The 16,588-nt window shown below is 34.0% G+C and carries 13 protein-coding genes; 6 read left to right on the top strand and 7 right to left on the bottom strand.

Annotation, left to right across the window (positions count from 1 at the left end):
• Positions 1–21: 21 nt before the first annotated feature.
• A complete protein-coding gene (locus ML436_01420; GenBank protein UMT78445.1) occupies positions 22–1,023 on the bottom strand; it encodes an LLM class flavin-dependent oxidoreductase in 1,002 nt (333 codons plus the stop codon).
• Between the two features lie 299 nt (positions 1,024–1,322).
• Here ML436_01420 and ML436_01415 point away from each other — a divergent pair, with 299 nt between their 5' ends.
• Both ML436_01415 and ML436_01410 read left to right on the top strand, forming a co-directional pair.
• The gene (locus tag ML436_01415) at positions 1,323–2,522 is read left to right on the top strand and encodes an NADH-dependent flavin oxidoreductase (protein UMT78444.1); all 1,200 of its coding nucleotides are present in this window, start codon (positions 1,323–1,325) and stop codon (positions 2,520–2,522) included.
• 73 nt (positions 2,523–2,595) lie between these two features.
• Positions 2,596–3,423, top strand: coding sequence for an alpha/beta hydrolase (locus ML436_01410; GenBank protein ID UMT78443.1), 828 nt, complete (start codon positions 2,596–2,598; stop codon positions 3,421–3,423).
• A gap of 238 nt (positions 3,424–3,661) precedes the next feature.
• Here ML436_01410 and ML436_01405 read toward each other — a convergent pair whose 3' ends face one another.
• Positions 3,662–5,737, bottom strand: a complete 2,076-nt coding sequence (locus ML436_01405; GenBank protein ID UMT78442.1) for a YSIRK-type signal peptide-containing protein — start codon at positions 5,735–5,737, stop codon at positions 3,662–3,664.
• Positions 5,738–6,148: 411 nt separating this feature from the next.
• Here ML436_01405 and ML436_01400 point away from each other — a divergent pair, with 411 nt between their 5' ends.
• A complete protein-coding gene (locus ML436_01400) occupies positions 6,149–7,462 on the top strand; it encodes a YjiH family protein (GenBank protein UMT78441.1) in 1,314 nt (437 codons plus the stop codon).
• 119 nt (positions 7,463–7,581) lie between these two features.
• Here ML436_01400 and ML436_01395 read toward each other — a convergent pair whose 3' ends face one another.
• A complete protein-coding gene (locus ML436_01395; GenBank protein UMT78440.1) occupies positions 7,582–8,253 on the bottom strand; it encodes an N-acetylmannosamine-6-phosphate 2-epimerase in 672 nt (223 codons plus the stop codon).
• A 138-nt stretch (positions 8,254–8,391) separates the two neighbouring features.
• Here ML436_01395 and ML436_01390 point away from each other — a divergent pair, with 138 nt between their 5' ends.
• The gene (locus ML436_01390; GenBank protein UMT78439.1) at positions 8,392–9,192 is read left to right on the top strand and encodes a MurR/RpiR family transcriptional regulator; all 801 of its coding nucleotides are present in this window, start codon (positions 8,392–8,394) and stop codon (positions 9,190–9,192) included.
• Positions 9,193–9,534: 342 nt separating this feature from the next.
• Here ML436_01390 and ML436_01385 read toward each other — a convergent pair whose 3' ends face one another.
• Positions 9,535–10,395, bottom strand: a complete 861-nt coding sequence (locus tag ML436_01385) for an ROK family protein (protein ID UMT78438.1) — start codon at positions 10,393–10,395, stop codon at positions 9,535–9,537.
• A gap of 157 nt (positions 10,396–10,552) precedes the next feature.
• On the opposite strand from ML436_01385, the gene ML436_01380 reads away from it, so the two are divergent.
• Together ML436_01380 and ML436_01375 are read left to right on the top strand one after the other, a co-directional pair.
• A complete protein-coding gene (locus ML436_01380; GenBank protein ID UMT78437.1) occupies positions 10,553–11,434 on the top strand; it encodes an N-acetylneuraminate lyase in 882 nt (293 codons plus the stop codon).
• A 39-nt stretch (positions 11,435–11,473) separates the two neighbouring features.
• Positions 11,474–13,006, top strand: coding sequence for a sodium:solute symporter (locus ML436_01375; GenBank protein ID UMT78436.1), 1,533 nt, complete (start codon positions 11,474–11,476; stop codon positions 13,004–13,006).
• A 148-nt stretch (positions 13,007–13,154) separates the two neighbouring features.
• On the opposite strand, the gene ML436_01370 is transcribed toward ML436_01375, so the two are convergent.
• Genes ML436_01370 through ML436_01360 form a run of 3 tightly spaced genes read right to left on the bottom strand, consistent with a single transcriptional unit; the run spans position 13,155 to position 16,402 of the window.
• Entirely contained in the window at positions 13,155–14,375 is a 1,221-nt protein-coding gene (locus tag ML436_01370; protein UMT78435.1) for a NupC/NupG family nucleoside CNT transporter, read from the bottom strand.
• A 10-nt stretch (positions 14,376–14,385) separates the two neighbouring features.
• Positions 14,386–15,309 (bottom strand): pseudouridine-5'-phosphate glycosidase, encoded by a 924-nt coding sequence (locus tag ML436_01365; protein UMT78434.1) that lies wholly within the window; start codon positions 15,307–15,309, stop codon positions 14,386–14,388.
• The gene (locus ML436_01360; GenBank protein ID UMT78433.1) at positions 15,284–16,402 is read right to left on the bottom strand and encodes a winged helix-turn-helix transcriptional regulator; all 1,119 of its coding nucleotides are present in this window, start codon (positions 16,400–16,402) and stop codon (positions 15,284–15,286) included. Before ML436_01360 ends, ML436_01365 begins: the two co-directional genes overlap by 26 nt.
• Positions 16,403–16,588 lie beyond the last annotated feature (186 nt).

Here is a 16,588-nt window from a genome sequence, read left to right as displayed (position 1 = left end):
TTTCACTTCTACTTAAAAATCCTATAAATAAACTTCTGCAAGTAATTCTAATGTTTTGCAACGCTGTTCAATGCCAGGAATTAGCGGTGCGACTAACATTTCATCAACTTCAAACTTAGCAATAAAATCATCTAACTGTGCTTTAACTTGATCTTTTGTACCTGCCATTATACGTGCACGATGCGCTTGAATCATCTCTTTGTCTCGCTCATTCAATTTATAATTTTGTGCTGTTTTCACTGAAGGAAAATAATCAAACTCTGCAAATTGTAATTTTCCTAATAACCAGACATCTAAGGCATGTTGTAATTTAGCAACATCTTCTTCCTTATCAGCAACGATAACAAACACTGATGCCATCACCTTTGCATTCATTTTAAGTGTCGACACTTGGAAATTCGTTTTATAAATGTCAATGTTATGCTTTGCAGACTGGATCATCTCTTTATTTGGCAGTAAAAATGTTCCAACTGATAGCCCTATACCTTGTTCTGCTGCTATTTTGGCAGAGGAGGGACTACTACTTAGTAACCACATTTCAGGAAAATGAAGTAAATGTGGCTGTACACCTAAATTATGTGCACTAGGTTTATCCGTAGTAGTAACAAATTGGCACAATAACTTAATCGCTTCTTCGTAATTATCATATGTTGGATTTTCACCGTCTAATGCTTGTTTTACCATCGTAGTACCTGGATTATTTCCAATACCTAAATCAACACGATTTGGGTATAAAGCCTCCAACATTCTAAAATGCTCAGCAATTTTATAAGGACTATAGTGAGGCAACATCACGCCACCAGAACCAACACGAATCCTTGATGTCTGTGACAAAACATGCATCATCATCAGTTCTGGACTACTACATGCAAATGCTGGCACATTATGATGTTCAGTAAACCAAATACGTTTATAACCTAGTTGATCTGCTAATTTTGCAAGTGTCACTGAATCTTGTAATGCCATTTGCGCATCCTTACCTTCATCTATTAAGGCATAATCTAATACGCTTAATTCAACCAAATCCTCATCTCCAAACTTTTATTTAATATAAAGTTGACATTACATTATAACTTTATAATTACCATTCCCATTTATGATACCCACGTATATGATAACGTTTTTCAATTAGATTTTATATATTTTCGCTTCACTTTTTCAGTATTTGATTCACATTTTTTAAATAAAATTAAAGTATTGTAATACCTCTTTTATTATAAGAATTCCATTAACACGCTACATGAAGTTGCTTACTCATAATTGCTTATTCAAGCTTTACATGGTAATTTGAAAGCAATATCGAATAGAAAAGGAAAATTTGCATGTACCGATACAAACCACTTTTACAACCACTCCAATTACCTAATGGCATTAACATAGCAAATCGTTTTGTATTATCACCAATGACTGTAAATTCATCTACAAAAGATGGCTATATTACTCAAGCAGACTTAGCTTACGCTGCACGTCGCTCTAATTCAGCAGGCATGCAAGTAACTGGTGCTGCCTACATTGAGCCATATGGTCAATTATTTGAATATGGGTTCAACATTGATCATGATGCATGTATACCTGGATTAACCGACATGGCAACTACCATGAAGCAACATGGTAATCTCGCTATAATTCAACTAGCTCATGCTGGTCGTTTTTCAAATCAAGCAATTTTAAATTTTGGAAAAGTATATGGACCTAGTCCGATGACATTACATTCGCCCATTCAACATGAAGTCATTGCTATGACACAAGATAAAATTAATGAAATTATTCAACAATATAGTGATGCTACATTACGAGCGATTAAAGCAGGATTTGATGGTGTGGAAATTTCAATTGCGCAACGTTTACTCATCCAAACATTTTTCTCAACATTTTCAAATCAGCGAACAGATCAATATGGTTTTGATACATTAGAAAATCGCGCAAGATTGTGCTTAGAAGTTATGCGTGCAGTACAAGATGTGATTGATAAAGAAGCACCTGCCAACTTTATTTTAGGCTTTCGTGCAACGCCGGAAGAAACAAGAGGTAGTGATTTAGGATATACCATAGATGAATTCAATCAACTAATAGATTGGGTGTTGGAAATTGCCAATATCCAGTATTTAGCGATTGCTAGTTGGGGACGTCATATTTATCAAAACACATCAAGAACACCCGGCAAACATTTTGGTCGTCCTGTTAATCAAATTGTCTACGAACATTTAGCTGGACGTATTCCATTAATTGCCAGTGGCGGTATAAATTCTCCAGAATCTGCATTAGACGCTTTACAACATGCAGATATGGTCGGTATGTCTTCCCCTTTTGTGACAGAACCTGACTTTGTGCATAAACTTGCAGAGCAACGTCTAGATGATATTGATCTTGGATTTTCTATGGAAGATTTAGAAAGTTTAGCTATTCCGCGTGCTGCTTTTAAAGATATTGTTAAAATGATGGATTATGGTGAGGGGCTTAAAAAGAATACGCGTGATACATTACGACAATTAGAACAAAATTATAATGATTCATCGTCCTAAGCCAATGTTGCATAGATAATTTAAGACAGTGTTATAATTGAACCATTATTAAAAGCAAGGAGTTTATTAAATCGTGACTGAAATTAAAGATAAAGTAACTACTACAGATGCTTTTACATTACCTTATACAATTATTAAAGCGAAAAAACAGCCAACTAAAGGAGCTATCGTGTACATACATGGTGGTGGTCTCATGTTTGGCAATGCAAATGATTTACCACAACAATACATCGATATACTTACTGAACAATACGACTTAGTTCAGTTGAGTTATCGTTTATCTCCAGAAGTAAGTCTAGATTGTATTATTGATGATATTTTCACATCATTTGATGCTATTAAATTACTATACCCTAATACCCCTATTTTCACATTTGGCAGATCATCTGGTGCATATTTAAGTTTATTGATTGCACGAGATAGAGCCATTGATGGCGTTATTGATTATTATGGCTATAGTCGAATCGACACAGAGCCTTTTAAAATTCAAAATGATTACTACGCTAAAATAGCCCGAAGCGTTAATGAATCTATGGTTAAACAACTGACTTCACCAACACCAATTATTCAAGATCAAATCGCGCAAAGATTCTTAATATACGTTTATGCGCGTGGCACTGGTGAATGGATGAATATGATTAATGTCCCTGATTATACTGATTTAAAATATAATATAGCTCCAAATGAGCTTAAATCATTACCACCAGTGTTTATTGCGCATTGTATTGGCGACTATGACGTTCCTATTGGGGAAAGTGAACATATAATGAATCATGCTCCAGACGTCACATTTGAACGCGTCGGTAAAAACGAGCATGATTTTGACCGTAGACCAAATGATGAAGCAATAACCGTTTATCACAAAGTCGTTGCTTTCTTGAACGCTATAATAACGAAGTAATATCGATTCACTTTTTCAAAAATTCACTATGCCATCAACATAAACGGCAATCCGACAAACACAATTAACAATACAATTTATCTCTATCATAAACAAAAACGCCTATCTCTTTACTTTAATGAGACAGGCGTTTTTTTCTTATACACTTTTATTTATAGCTCAATAATGCGAACCAAGCTATATACCTAAACATGATTTTTAAAATACATTTAGCATGTCAATCATCATTTCAAATTAATTAACTTGCTTTCAATTGTGCTACTTTCTCATCAGTTGCTTCAACGCGCAACAAGTCGTTAATAATACCTGTATAGAAATTTGCGAGTTCTGCACCTTTTCGTTTAAAATCTGCAAAATCTATCCCGATAAAGTCAACGTGATCCCAACCTTGTAAAATTGGTTTAACTTGCCAAATACCTCTTCGTGTCACCGGCTCATCAGACGTTACATTTACAAATGGCTGATTTGATGGATGTAACGATGAAATCACCGGTACAACACCATCATTTTTACGCCACTCTTCTCTTGCATCATGTCCAATAATTCTACTTGTTGCATCCATTAAAAAGAACGTACCTATATCTGGATTTTCGTATCCTAATGGTCCAGTATGTGAAGACACACCTGTATAAGTCGTATACGTAATATTAGGATTCATACTCGTCATTGCATTCAATTTAGCAGATCCGTCTAACGTTAAATCGTATGCTGCATTATCTGTTGTCGTCCAAATTTTACTGTTACTCACGCGTTTCATATAATCAATATAGCTTTCATTCGGTTGCTGTTTAAAGCCCCATTGCGTTAAACCTAAATCGATATTTGAATATTTATTACCTGCAATTCGATTCAATGCATACATAATTTTTCTGACGGTCTCTGTATTTCCAAATTTATCTGCCGCTTGTGAACCGTTATGTGGCGTACCTAATGTTGTAATCGAGGCAACCATATTATTTTTACCTCCAACAAATAATGGTGATATCTCTCCACCATGCTCTTTATGGTAAGCAATTTCTTCTTGATTACCATTCCTTAAAAATTCTTCCATTAAACGAATAGTTTGACCACCCATACTATGTCCAACTAGATGTACTTTTTTACCTGGTTCCCAATCCGGCATAATACCTTTGTATGTTTTGCCATATCGTTCATGTCCGTATTTTGCGGCGTGAGCTGCGCCATAATCAACGCGTCCACCTTTAATATAATAATAAAGTTCTACAGCACGATCATGGTTACTACTAAAAGCTCCGACACTTGCTTGATGGACATTATAGCCTTGTTTTTTCAGCTCTTCTATAACTTTAAACTTATTACCACCCCAGTAATTCGGATATAATGCTGGTGCATTGTCGCCAACTAACCCTAAAAAGCCATGTACAAATACAACTGGATACTTGTTGAGTGGTTGTACTTGATTCGCTTTAAGTGGATGTATTTTTTTAGCATCTGCCGTTGCTACATTTGTAGTCGAGCGCGTTTTAGGTGCTAAAAGTGCATCTTTAATTAGTCTTTGATTATCCGTATTTTTATCTGTCGGTATTGTTGGGGAATTTTGAGTATTGTTATGTTTATTTAAATCATTAACTAGCGGTTTGTCTTGTCTTTGATGAACAGCATCATCTTGCTTAGCATCTTTAATTTGCTGTGATACTTGATGTGTGTCCTGTTGATTTGGATTATTAGTTGTGGATGCATCTTGTATTTCCGATGCAGTTGTAGTCTTTTCTTTTGATGAGTGTGTAGTTGAAGATGATGTTGCCTTATCATCTTGTGTTGTCGGTATCTGTGTCTGAACAGATGGTTGTGATTTATCAACTTCTATCGCATCTGCATTTGATTCTGAATTATCCTGTTCTACACGAATATCATTTTGTTTATTAGCATCTTGATTTTTAGTGCTTTTATTCGAATTATCTTTAGATAATTGATTGACATTTTGTTGATCAGAATTTCGTGTTACTTTGCTATTACTTTGTGATTCATCCGTTTCATCGTCTTTAGTTGGTTGTTGCTTTGATGATTGAGACGCATCGTTAGCTTGTCTGCCAATTTGACTTTCGCTATTTATTTTGTGCGCGTTGTTTAATTGCCTTAATGACTGTTCATCTTGCTGTAATCGTTGAATATCCCTATGTTCTCCCGATTGATTCAATTTTTCTTGTTGTGTACCTGACAGTGACGTTGGCATTTTTTCTGCAGCTTTTGCATCATGTGTTGATACTATAAACATTGTTGCTGCTAGCACTGACACCACACCAATAGAATACTTTCTGATACTATACTTTCTTCTCTCTTGTTCTCTTATCATATAATCACCTCAAAAGTATTTTTTAGACCCCCTATTGAGAATGAAAAACAACTGCATCTTCAATATAACATGACATATATTTGTTTTTAATTCATATTACAAAATTAATAAAAAGTTAATAATATGTTCTTATACTCTCATCATATCTTTTCAAACCATTTCTTTATAGAATTTATAATTCTTTCATTTTGCGCTTTCAAATTCTATTCAACAATTGAATTCCTTTCTTATTTTAAGACTCAATATAGTTTTAAGTTATATATAATTAGTTAATTTGTATTGGTCGGTAAATACATCAAACTATACAATTAAAATAAGTTTTCAGATTTTTCTAAATTAAAATGCTGATGTATTTAAGGGGTATCTGCATCGCATATCTTTTATATTCACTTAAACAAAGGGGTTGTTTTAATGAATAATCAACGTTTAAATGCACAACAGCCAAGTGCATGGCGTTTTTATGTCTATAGCTTGATTGGTATACTTTGCTTTTTTGTACCTTTTACTATCAGTGAAAACAATACAATATTAGTGGATCATGTACATCTTGCAATTCGTTCATTGTTAGGTCCACTCATGCCTTATATCGCACTTATCATGATAATTATTGGTGCAGCATTACCGTTAATAAAACGGACTTTTATGACTTCGATGACTAACTTCATCATTTCATCATTTAAAATTGCAGGTGCAGTTATCGGTATAATGTATGTATTTAAAATCGGACCACCTTTATTATTTAAAGCAAACTATGGTCCATTTCTGTTTGAAAAATTAATGATGCCACTTAGCATTTTAATTCCTGTCGGTGCAATTGCACTTTCTTTATTAGTAGGTTATGGATTACTTGAGTTTGTCGGTGTTTATATGGAGCCTATTATGCGTCCTATATTTAAAACACCTGGTAAGTCAGCAATTGATGCAGTTGCTTCATTTGTTGGTAGTTATTCTTTAGGACTATTAATTACAAATCGAGTATATAAGCAAGGTATGTATAACAAAAGAGAAGCAACCATTATCGCAACTGGTTTCTCAACAGTATCAGCAACCTTTATGATTATCGTTGCTAAAACTTTAAATTTAATGCCTCATTGGAATTTATATTTCTGGGCTACATTGGTTATTACATTTATCGTGACTGCTATTACAGCTTGGTTGCCACCTATTGCTAATGAATCAACGGAATATTATGATGGCCAAGAAGGCGACAAAGAAGTTGCCATAGAAGGAAGTAGACTAAAAACTGCTTACGCAGAAGCAATGAAACAGAACGCGTCAACGCCGTCTCTATTAAAAAATATTTGGGATAACCTTAAAGATGGATTAGAAATGACTGTCGGTATTCTACCATCAATTTTGTCGATAGGATTTTTGGGGCTAATTGTAGCGAACTATACACCACTTATCGATTGGTTAGGGTATATTTATTATCCATTTATTTATATTTTCCCAATACCAGATCAAGTATTACTCGCAAAAGCTTCAGCAATTTCAATTATAGAAATGTTTTTACCATCATTATTAGTTGCTAAAGCCGCTATGAGTACAAAATTTGTAGTTGGTGTTGTAAGTGTATCAGCAGTAATCTTTTTCTCAGCTTTAGTGCCATGTATTTTAGCAACAGAAATTAAAATTCCTGTATGGAAGTTAGTAATTATTTGGTTTTTACGAGTAGCATTATCCCTATTAATTACAATTCCATTTGCGTTATTCATATTTGGATAAGCTCATTTTAATTTTACAGTTAACATAATAAAGCGAGATGCCCATTACCTAATCATAAACCTCTCTTATATTAACAGGTTTATTTATATAATCACTGGCATCTCGCTATTTAATTTCAATTATTCATCTTTCATAGCTTGTACAAATCGTTTCGTAATTTCTTTTGGTCGCGTAATCGCACCACCTACTACTGAACAATGAACACCTAAGTCCATAACGCGTTTGTACATATCTGGCGTAATAACATTTCCTTCTGCAATGACTTTCGCTTCAACACTATGCAGCACATCTTTCAAAAACTGGAAATCATTTTGATATAGTAACTGTCCTTTTGTATAGCTAGTATATCCATGTAATGTTGTACCAATATAATCAAAACCTAAGCGCTCTGCATTTTTTGCTTCTTCAATTGTTGCGATATCAGCCATAATTTCAACATTAGGTGCATGTTGTCTAATGTAAGCCACCAATTCATCTAGCGTTTCTTTCGGACGTTGCTGTAACGTTGCATCCAATGCGATCACTTCACATTGACTTTCAATCAATTCGTCTACTTCTTTTGACGTTGCTGTAATGAAAACATCTGATCCGTCATAATCACGTTTTACAATACCAATGACTGGTAAATCTACTGTCTTTTTAATCGCTAAAATATCTTCTTTAGTATTTGCGCGAATACCTACAGCCCCACCTTCATACGCAGCTAATGCCATTTTAGACATTATAAACGATGAATGTAACGGTTCATCGGGTAGTGCCTGACAAGATACAATTAAACCATGTGGTAACATTATTCCTCACTCCATAATCATTTTTTCACTTAAAGTCATTTAAAATATATCATTAAGATAATTTTTATCAATGCTTTTTACTATCTTGAAAATATTTTTCATATATAATAGTAATCATCAATATTAAGGGGTGACACAATGAAATTTGAGAATCGCGTTCAACGCCATCAACACTTATTTACAAAAACAGATAAACGAATTGTAAGCTATATTAGGAAACATGGATATAGTGATGCCTTTTCAACCATCAACTCCTTAGCACATGCCATTGGTACATCTCCAGCCACAATGACACGCTTTAGTCATAAACTGGACTACGAAAATTTTCAAGATTTAAAATTTAATATTCAACAAGAAATGACCGAAACTGTTATTGAAAATAGCCCAATCATTCAAAGGATTCATAAATATCATCAACAAATGCTTCAACAAACAGGCGAATTTATTGATAATGACATTATTCAAACTTTTATTGATAAATTACAATCAAGCAGTCATATATTATTCGCAGGACTAGGCAGTTCTGGGCTATCTGCTACAGAATTTTATTATCGAACAATTCGTATGGGACTTAAAGGTAATGTCACAACCGACTCACATTTGATGAAAATATCAGCCTCACTGTTATCGAAGTCAGATATGTTTATCGCTATGTCTAACAGTGGCAATACTTCAGAATTAATTTCGGCAGCTAAAGTTGCTAGGGCCCATGGCGCTTATGTTGTAGCCATTACCAATTTCGAAGGTAGTAACCTGACTGATTGTGCTGATTTAGTATTATTAACTACAGATCAGTCTCGTAATACCGATCATCAATTTATAAACACTCAAATTGCAACTCTATTTTTAATTGATATTGTGAGCTATCATTTATTAGAAAATAAACGTCTCAGTGATACATATCAACATACAAAATCAATTATTCTAGACAATAAATAATTGATAACTTATACACCTGCAACTGAAGACAATTATCGTTATTGTTATTTCATGTTGTCAGGTGTTTTTCATTTTTTAAAATATACTTCGTATATTACTTGTGTTACTTCAACATGTCATTCATATTATTGAGCTTTACCTGTCCCGCACTAGAACTAGACGCAAATAAAATAATGCCATATCCTCAACCTGGAATAAGCTTTTGCATTATCATGATGTGTCATATTTTAATTAGATTATTAATTATCTTTACCCTATACAACCTCGTTTAAATACCATTTTCATTTAAATGAATCTCTAACAATACCGCTTCAAAAACGCAATTTCTTCAACTCTGAAAAACTATTGCAAACAGCCATATAGTGCTGCATCATTTTGACTTATAGTTGTTCTAATAGGTGCATATTTATAATCTGCTGGTAAATAATTAGCGACTTTGGGTTCAATATATTTAATAAGTTTATCTCCTTGTGCCGAAATACCACCACCTATTAATATCAAACCTGGATCATAAATAATCTGTATTTGAGCTATACCTTCTGCAACATCTTCCGCCCATTCATTTAATATATGTTTTGCGATATCGTCACCTTCTTCAGCTGCTTCAAACAATACTGGTACATGTGTGCTTCTCGTAAATCCTCCGTCAATCATTCGTTTCTTTAAAGCACTTGTCGCAGCCCGTTCCTCAAATGTTGTATTATCGGATGGTCGATATAATAAGTAACCCACTTCATTAGCCTTATGTAGCTCACCATTATCAATATGTCCTTGGTCATTTTTATACGCACCACCAATACCAGTACCAAGCGTCATACAGAAAATCCGCTCAGCTGGGTATTGATATAATTTTAGTTCTCCTAATAAAGCTGCATTCACATCATTTCTTACTTTGACATACGGCGATAATGTTTTTAGTAATCGTTTGAAATTTGTCCCTTTATAATTTGGTATGGTTGGCCCAGCATAAACTATTTCACCTTTTTGCTCATCCACAACACCCGCTGTCGAAATACCTATAACAGGTTGAATTAAGCGGTATTTTTCCATATATTGCGTTACAATCTCGTATACTTTTTCAGTAATAAGTACAGTTTTATTGTCTGGTGTTGGTATTTGCTGATAATCAAACATATTCATTTGTTTATCAATGACTGCTGATTTAATTTGTGTTCCTCCAATGTCGATTGCAATGTAATACACCTTACTCACTCCAGTTCTTTCAGTTATGAAAAACATTTTCATTAATTATACATAAATATGACTTTGATTTTCAAAAATATATTGTTACATTACATGATAGCGTTTACAATTATAACTGTAAACTATATTATCAAATGATTTTTGGAGGGACTTCATAATGAACAAAGATTTAAAAGGTTTGTATGCAGCATTACTTGTTCCTTTCGATGAAAACGGTCAAGTAAACGAAAAAGGCTTACAACAAATTGCTAAGAATGCGATTGAAACTGAAGAATTAGACGGACTTTATGTAAATGGTAGCTCTGGTGAAAACTTTTTATTAAACACTGAACAAAAGAAGCAAATTTTCAAGATTGCTAAAGACGCAGTTGGTGACAACGTTAAAATGATTGCTCAAGTAGGTTCATTAGACTTAAATGAATCAATTGAACTTGGAAAATATGCCACAGAACTCGGTTATGATGCACTTTCTGCCGTAACACCATTCTACTATCCATTTACTTTTGAAGAAATTAGAGATTACTATTTCGACATTATCGAAGCCACGCAGAACAATATGATTATTTACGCTATTCCAGACCTAACTGGCGTAAATATTTCTATAGAACAATTCAGCGAACTATTTAACCATGAAAAAGTAGTAGGTGTTAAATATACAGCACCGAATTTCTTCTTACTTGAACGTATTAGAAAAGCATTTCCAGACAAATTAATCTTATCTGGTTTCGATGAAATGTTAGTTCAAGCAGCCATTTCTGGCGTAGACGGTGCAATCGGCTCTACATATAATGTTAATGGCCGTCGTGCAAGAAAAATCTTTGACCTAGCACAACAAGGACAAATTCAAGAAGCTTATCAACTGCAACATGATTCAAATGATATTATTGAAACTGTTTTATCAATGGGAATTTATCCTACATTAAAAGAAATATTACGTCACCGTGGTATCGAAGCTGGATTACCAAAACGACCTTTCAAACCTTTTAACGAAGCGCATCGACAAACATTAGAACAACTCATTGCAAAATACAATTTATAGACATCAAAGAATCAATACATTGTAAAGGGGAAGTTGCCCATGAAAGAAGTTGGATTTGGCACATTGAACTGGGTTGCCGTTATCATTTATTTATTAGCTATGTTATTCATTGGCGTGTACTTTACCAAGCGTGCAAGTCAAAGTACGAATAGTTTCTTTACTGCAAGTGGTCGCTTGCCATCTTGGGTAGTTGGTTTTTCCATTTATGCTACTACGTTAAGTGCGATTACATTTATGTCGACACCAGAGAAAGCATTTTTAACAGATTGGTCATATATCGCTGGTAACATTGCTATCGTCGCAATTATTCCATTACTTATTTATTTCTATGTCCCTTTCTTTAAAAAGTTAAAAGTAACATCAGCATATGAATATTTAGAAGCTAGATTCGGTCCTAGCATACGTGTTATTGGCTCATTGTTATTTGTCGTTTACCATTTAGGACGTGTTGCAATCGTTATCTACTTACCAACATTAGCAATCACATCTGTATCAGATATGAACCCTTACGTTGTTGCATCACTTGTTGGTTTGCTTTGTATTTTATATACATTTTTAGGTGGATTCGAAGGTGTTGTATGGAGTGATTTTATTCAAGGTGTCATATTGTTAGGTGGCGCTTTAGTAATTATCATTTTAGGTATTATGCACATTAAAGGTGGATTTGGTACTGTTCTTGCAGATGCAATTGAACACAAAAAATTAATTAGTGCTGACAATTGGAAACTAAATACTGCAGCCGCTGCCATACCCATTATTTTCCTTGGAAATATTTTTAATAACTTGTATCAATATACTGCGAGTCAAGATGTCGTACAAAGATACCAAGCTTCTGATAGCTTAAAAGAAACAAATAAATCATTATGGACAAATGGTATCCTTGCATTAATCTCAGCACCGTTGTTTTATGGTATGGGTACAATGTTGTACTCATTTTATGCACATGAAGCTGTTTTACCAAAAGGATTTAACACGTCATCTGTTGTGCCATATTTTATTTTAACTGAGATGCCACCATTTGTTGCAGGATTACTCATTGCAGCTATTTTCGCTGCTGCACAGTCTACCATTTCATCTAGCTTAAATTCTATTTCTGCTTGTATTTCAATCGATATTAAGCAGCGCTTCTTTGGTAAAGGTAGCGAGCGACATGAAGTTAACTTTGCTCGTTTGGTCATCATTATTGCAGGTATATTTGGTTTTGGTATGTCATTATACTTAATTGCTTCAAATTCAAATGATTTATGGGACTTATTCTTGTTTGTTACTGGATTATTCGGTGTTCCATTAGCAGGTGTATTCGCTGTCGGTATTTTTACAAAACGCACAAATACATTCGGTGTCATTTGTGGATTAATTTTAGGTATCATCTTTGCGTATGTATATAATGGCGTCGGTAAAGGTAACTCACCTTTCTATGTATCAACCATTTCATTTACTGTTGCCTTTGTCTTTGCTTATGTACTTAGCTTTATCGCCCCTTCAAAACATAAAAAAGATATTACGGGATTAACAATATTTGAAAAAGATAAACCATCAACTTACATTTCAAAAACTGCTATGAAAAAGTAATGTTAGTTGGGAAACCCCATCAGTAAGGTATCATGCACTATTGTGCCACCTTGGTGATGGGGTTTTGATTTTGTTATGAAAAACGTGATTCAGTTCCGACTGCTATGTCATCTGAATCACGTTTCTATATTTCTCTACTTTAATTAATTTACAATACTAAGCCAATGATTGATCCTGAAATGATTGAAGCTAATGTTGAACCAAGTAGCAACCTCATAGCAAATGATGCAACTTTTTCTCCTTGCTTATCACTAATCCCTTTAATTGAACCAACGATGATACCAACAGTACCGAAATTAGCAAAACTTACTAAGTAAACTGAGATAATACCTTGTGTTCTAGCTGATACGTCACCCAAGACATTTTTAAAATCTAGCATTGCTACAAACTCATTGGTAATTAATTTTGTAGCCATTAAAGAGCCAGCTGGAACAGCTTCACTCCAAGGAATCCCCATTAAGAATGCGATAGGTGCAAACAAATAACCAATTAACTGTTTAAAATTCAAACCTACACTACCAAAAATGATATTGATCGCTTCCATTAATGAAATAAACGCTAACAACATCACTGCTACTACAACAGCTATTTTAAATCCATCCATCGCACTGTCACCTATCATTTGGAAGAAAGCAACTTTCTTAGGTTTCCCTGTTTTTTCATTCACTGATTTCGTTTCCGTTGATTTAGTTAAATTATCAATTTCGACATCATTATCATCAGATTTATATGGATTGATAACACTAGCAATGATAAGTGCACTAAAAATATTTAACATTACAGCTGTAACTACGAACTTGGGTTCAATCATCTGCATATATGAACCTAGCATTGCCATACTAACAGCACTCATACCAGACGTCGCAATTGTATATAATTTCGCTCTAGATAATCTTGGAATAATATCTTTTATTGTTAAATATACTTCTGGCTGACCAAACATTGCTGTTGAAATAGCAAAGTAACTTTCTAAGCGCCCCATTCTAGTTATTTTATTAATAGCGATACCTACATATTTGATAATAAATGGTAATACCTTAATATAATTAAAGATGCCTATTAATACAGAAATAAAAACTAATGGCAGTAATACGTTTAAAAAGAACGTAAAGCCATTTTTATTTTGTATATCTCCAAAAACAAAATTTATGCCTGCTTTACTAATATTTATTAATCCTTCAAAAAATGAACCTAGTGCAGTTAAAATTGTCAAACCAATCGTTGTGTTCATCATAAATAATACGATCAACACTTGAACGAAAATCATAATTAATGTTTTTCTGAAATCTATATTCTTGCGATCAAAACTGAATAAAAACGCTACAAATAACGCAAATGCTACCCCTGTGATAGCGAATAAAATAGACATGTATCATCACCTACAATAATTTATTAACAGCGACAGCAATTTTAGCTCCCAACACAGCATTGTTTTCAACGAGTTTTATATTTGCTGCTAAACTTTCGCCATTTGTTTTTTCGGCAATTTTCCCTAACAAGAATGGTGTTGAATCCTTACCTTTAATCCCTTGATTTTCCGCTTCAACAACAGCTTCATTAATGATTGTCTCAATATATTCTTTTGACATGGCATATTCACGTGGAATTGGATTAGCTACGACAATGCCACCTTCAAGATTCAATGCTTGCTTCGTCAAATGAATGTCAGCAAGGCGTTCCGGAGTTTCAACCGAACTTGTTAGTTTAACACCGCTTTGACGAGTGAAAAATGCTGGCAGTTCTTGCGTTTGATAACCAATAACTGGAACACCTTTTGTTTCTAAATACTCCATCGTCTTAGGTAAGTCTAAAATGGATTTTGCACCCGCACAGATAACAGTGACATTTGTTTTAGACAATTCTTCTAAGTCTGCTGAAATGTCCATCGTATGTTCTGCACCTTTATGAACACCACCAATACCTCCTGTAACAAAAAATTGAATACCAGCCATTGCTGCACATATCATCGTCGTTGCTACAGTAGTAGCACCAATGCGCTTCATCGCAACGACTTCTGCTAAATCACGTCTAGATACTTTAGCAACTTCTTTACTAGTTGCCAGTATTTCTAAATCTTCGCTTTCTAAAGCAATTTTAATTTTGCCGTCAATAATTGCTATGGTTGCTGGAATGGCACCATTTTCTCTGATAATTTGCTCTACTGTTGTTGCCATTTCAACATTTTGGGGATACGGCATACCATGTGAAATAATTGTTGATTCTAATGCTACAATCGGTTGATTGTTATCCTTTGCTTGCTGAACTTCTTTGGAATACTCAATATACTTTTGTAAATTTGCCATTTTTATAGTCCTCCATATCGTGATAAAGTTGCGTTTGATCTAGATTTTGTCTAACTGTATATTTTGTTTCTATTGTTTTCTTTGCGTTAACCATTCCTGCTATTAATATATTTTCCGTAGACATCCCATTTAACCAGCTATACACTACAGCAGCACAGAATGAATCACCTGCACCTGTAACATCTTTCACATTATTTGATGGTATAACTGGTTTTATGATTTCTTCTTCACTACTTCGATAAATGAGTTCTTTCACTCCATTTGTAACAATAATATTTTTAACACCTAAATCATTCCATCGTTTAGCAGCTACTTTTAAATCTTCAGTAGTTTCAATTTTCAAATTTAAGTATGTCTCTGTTTCATCTTTATTTGTGATAATCCAATCAACAGCATGCAATGAATCTGGCATGTTTTTCATTTTTGGGGAAGATACGGTAGTAATAACTAATTTGATTTGATGTTTCGTGGTATAGGCACACAAGAAATTCAATGCTTCTTTGCCTAAATTTAAATCAACAATGATGCATTTAGCTTTTTTCAACAAGTGCGACCGCTTTATTAAAAACTCAGGTGTAATGTTGTCAAACACTTCCATATCAGCTAAACCATATGTCATGTCTCCTTCTTTACTAATTAAAGCTGTATACGAACCCGTATTTGCATTTTCAAATTGTTGAACATGATCCATATTCATAAAAGGGCTGGACAATCTTTTAATCATTTCCCACTCACTATCTTGTCCACTAGCAGATAAAAATGCGACTGTTTCACCAAGTCTGCCTAAGTTTTCAGCAATGTTTCTTGCTACGCCACCAATCGAACGCGTTGATGTTACAGGGTTTGATGTTTCTGCAACCAAAGCTTTATGGACATAAAACTTTCGATCTACATTCGCAGCACCAATACAAACAATAGGATATTCTTCATTTAAGACGTATGCTTTTCCCATAACATATTCCTTTTGTATTAATCCTGAAATGATGTTTGCAACACTTGGTCTAGATAATCCAATTGCTTCAGCAAGTTCACGTTGTGAAATAAATGGATTTTCTTTAATTCTCTTTAAAATTTCTTTCTCAGAATCACTCATAACATCCCTCCTCATATTGACTTAAAATACTTGAATCAGTGAATTTACAAAAATATCGTAGCATGCGACCATTTTTGTTGTAAACGCTTACATTCAGCGTTATATCAATGATATTTGTTTATAAGACACCCGGTTTTCTCGAAAAAGGTAGTTCATTCCATAAAGTAAAAGGCACCTACGAAAATG

The organism is Staphylococcus roterodami (genome assembly GCA_022493055.1).
Lineage (GTDB): Bacteria > Bacillota > Bacilli > Staphylococcales > Staphylococcaceae > Staphylococcus > Staphylococcus singaporensis.
Note: the sequence above shows the minus strand (reverse complement) of the source record. Positions and strands in the feature narration are given on the sequence as shown.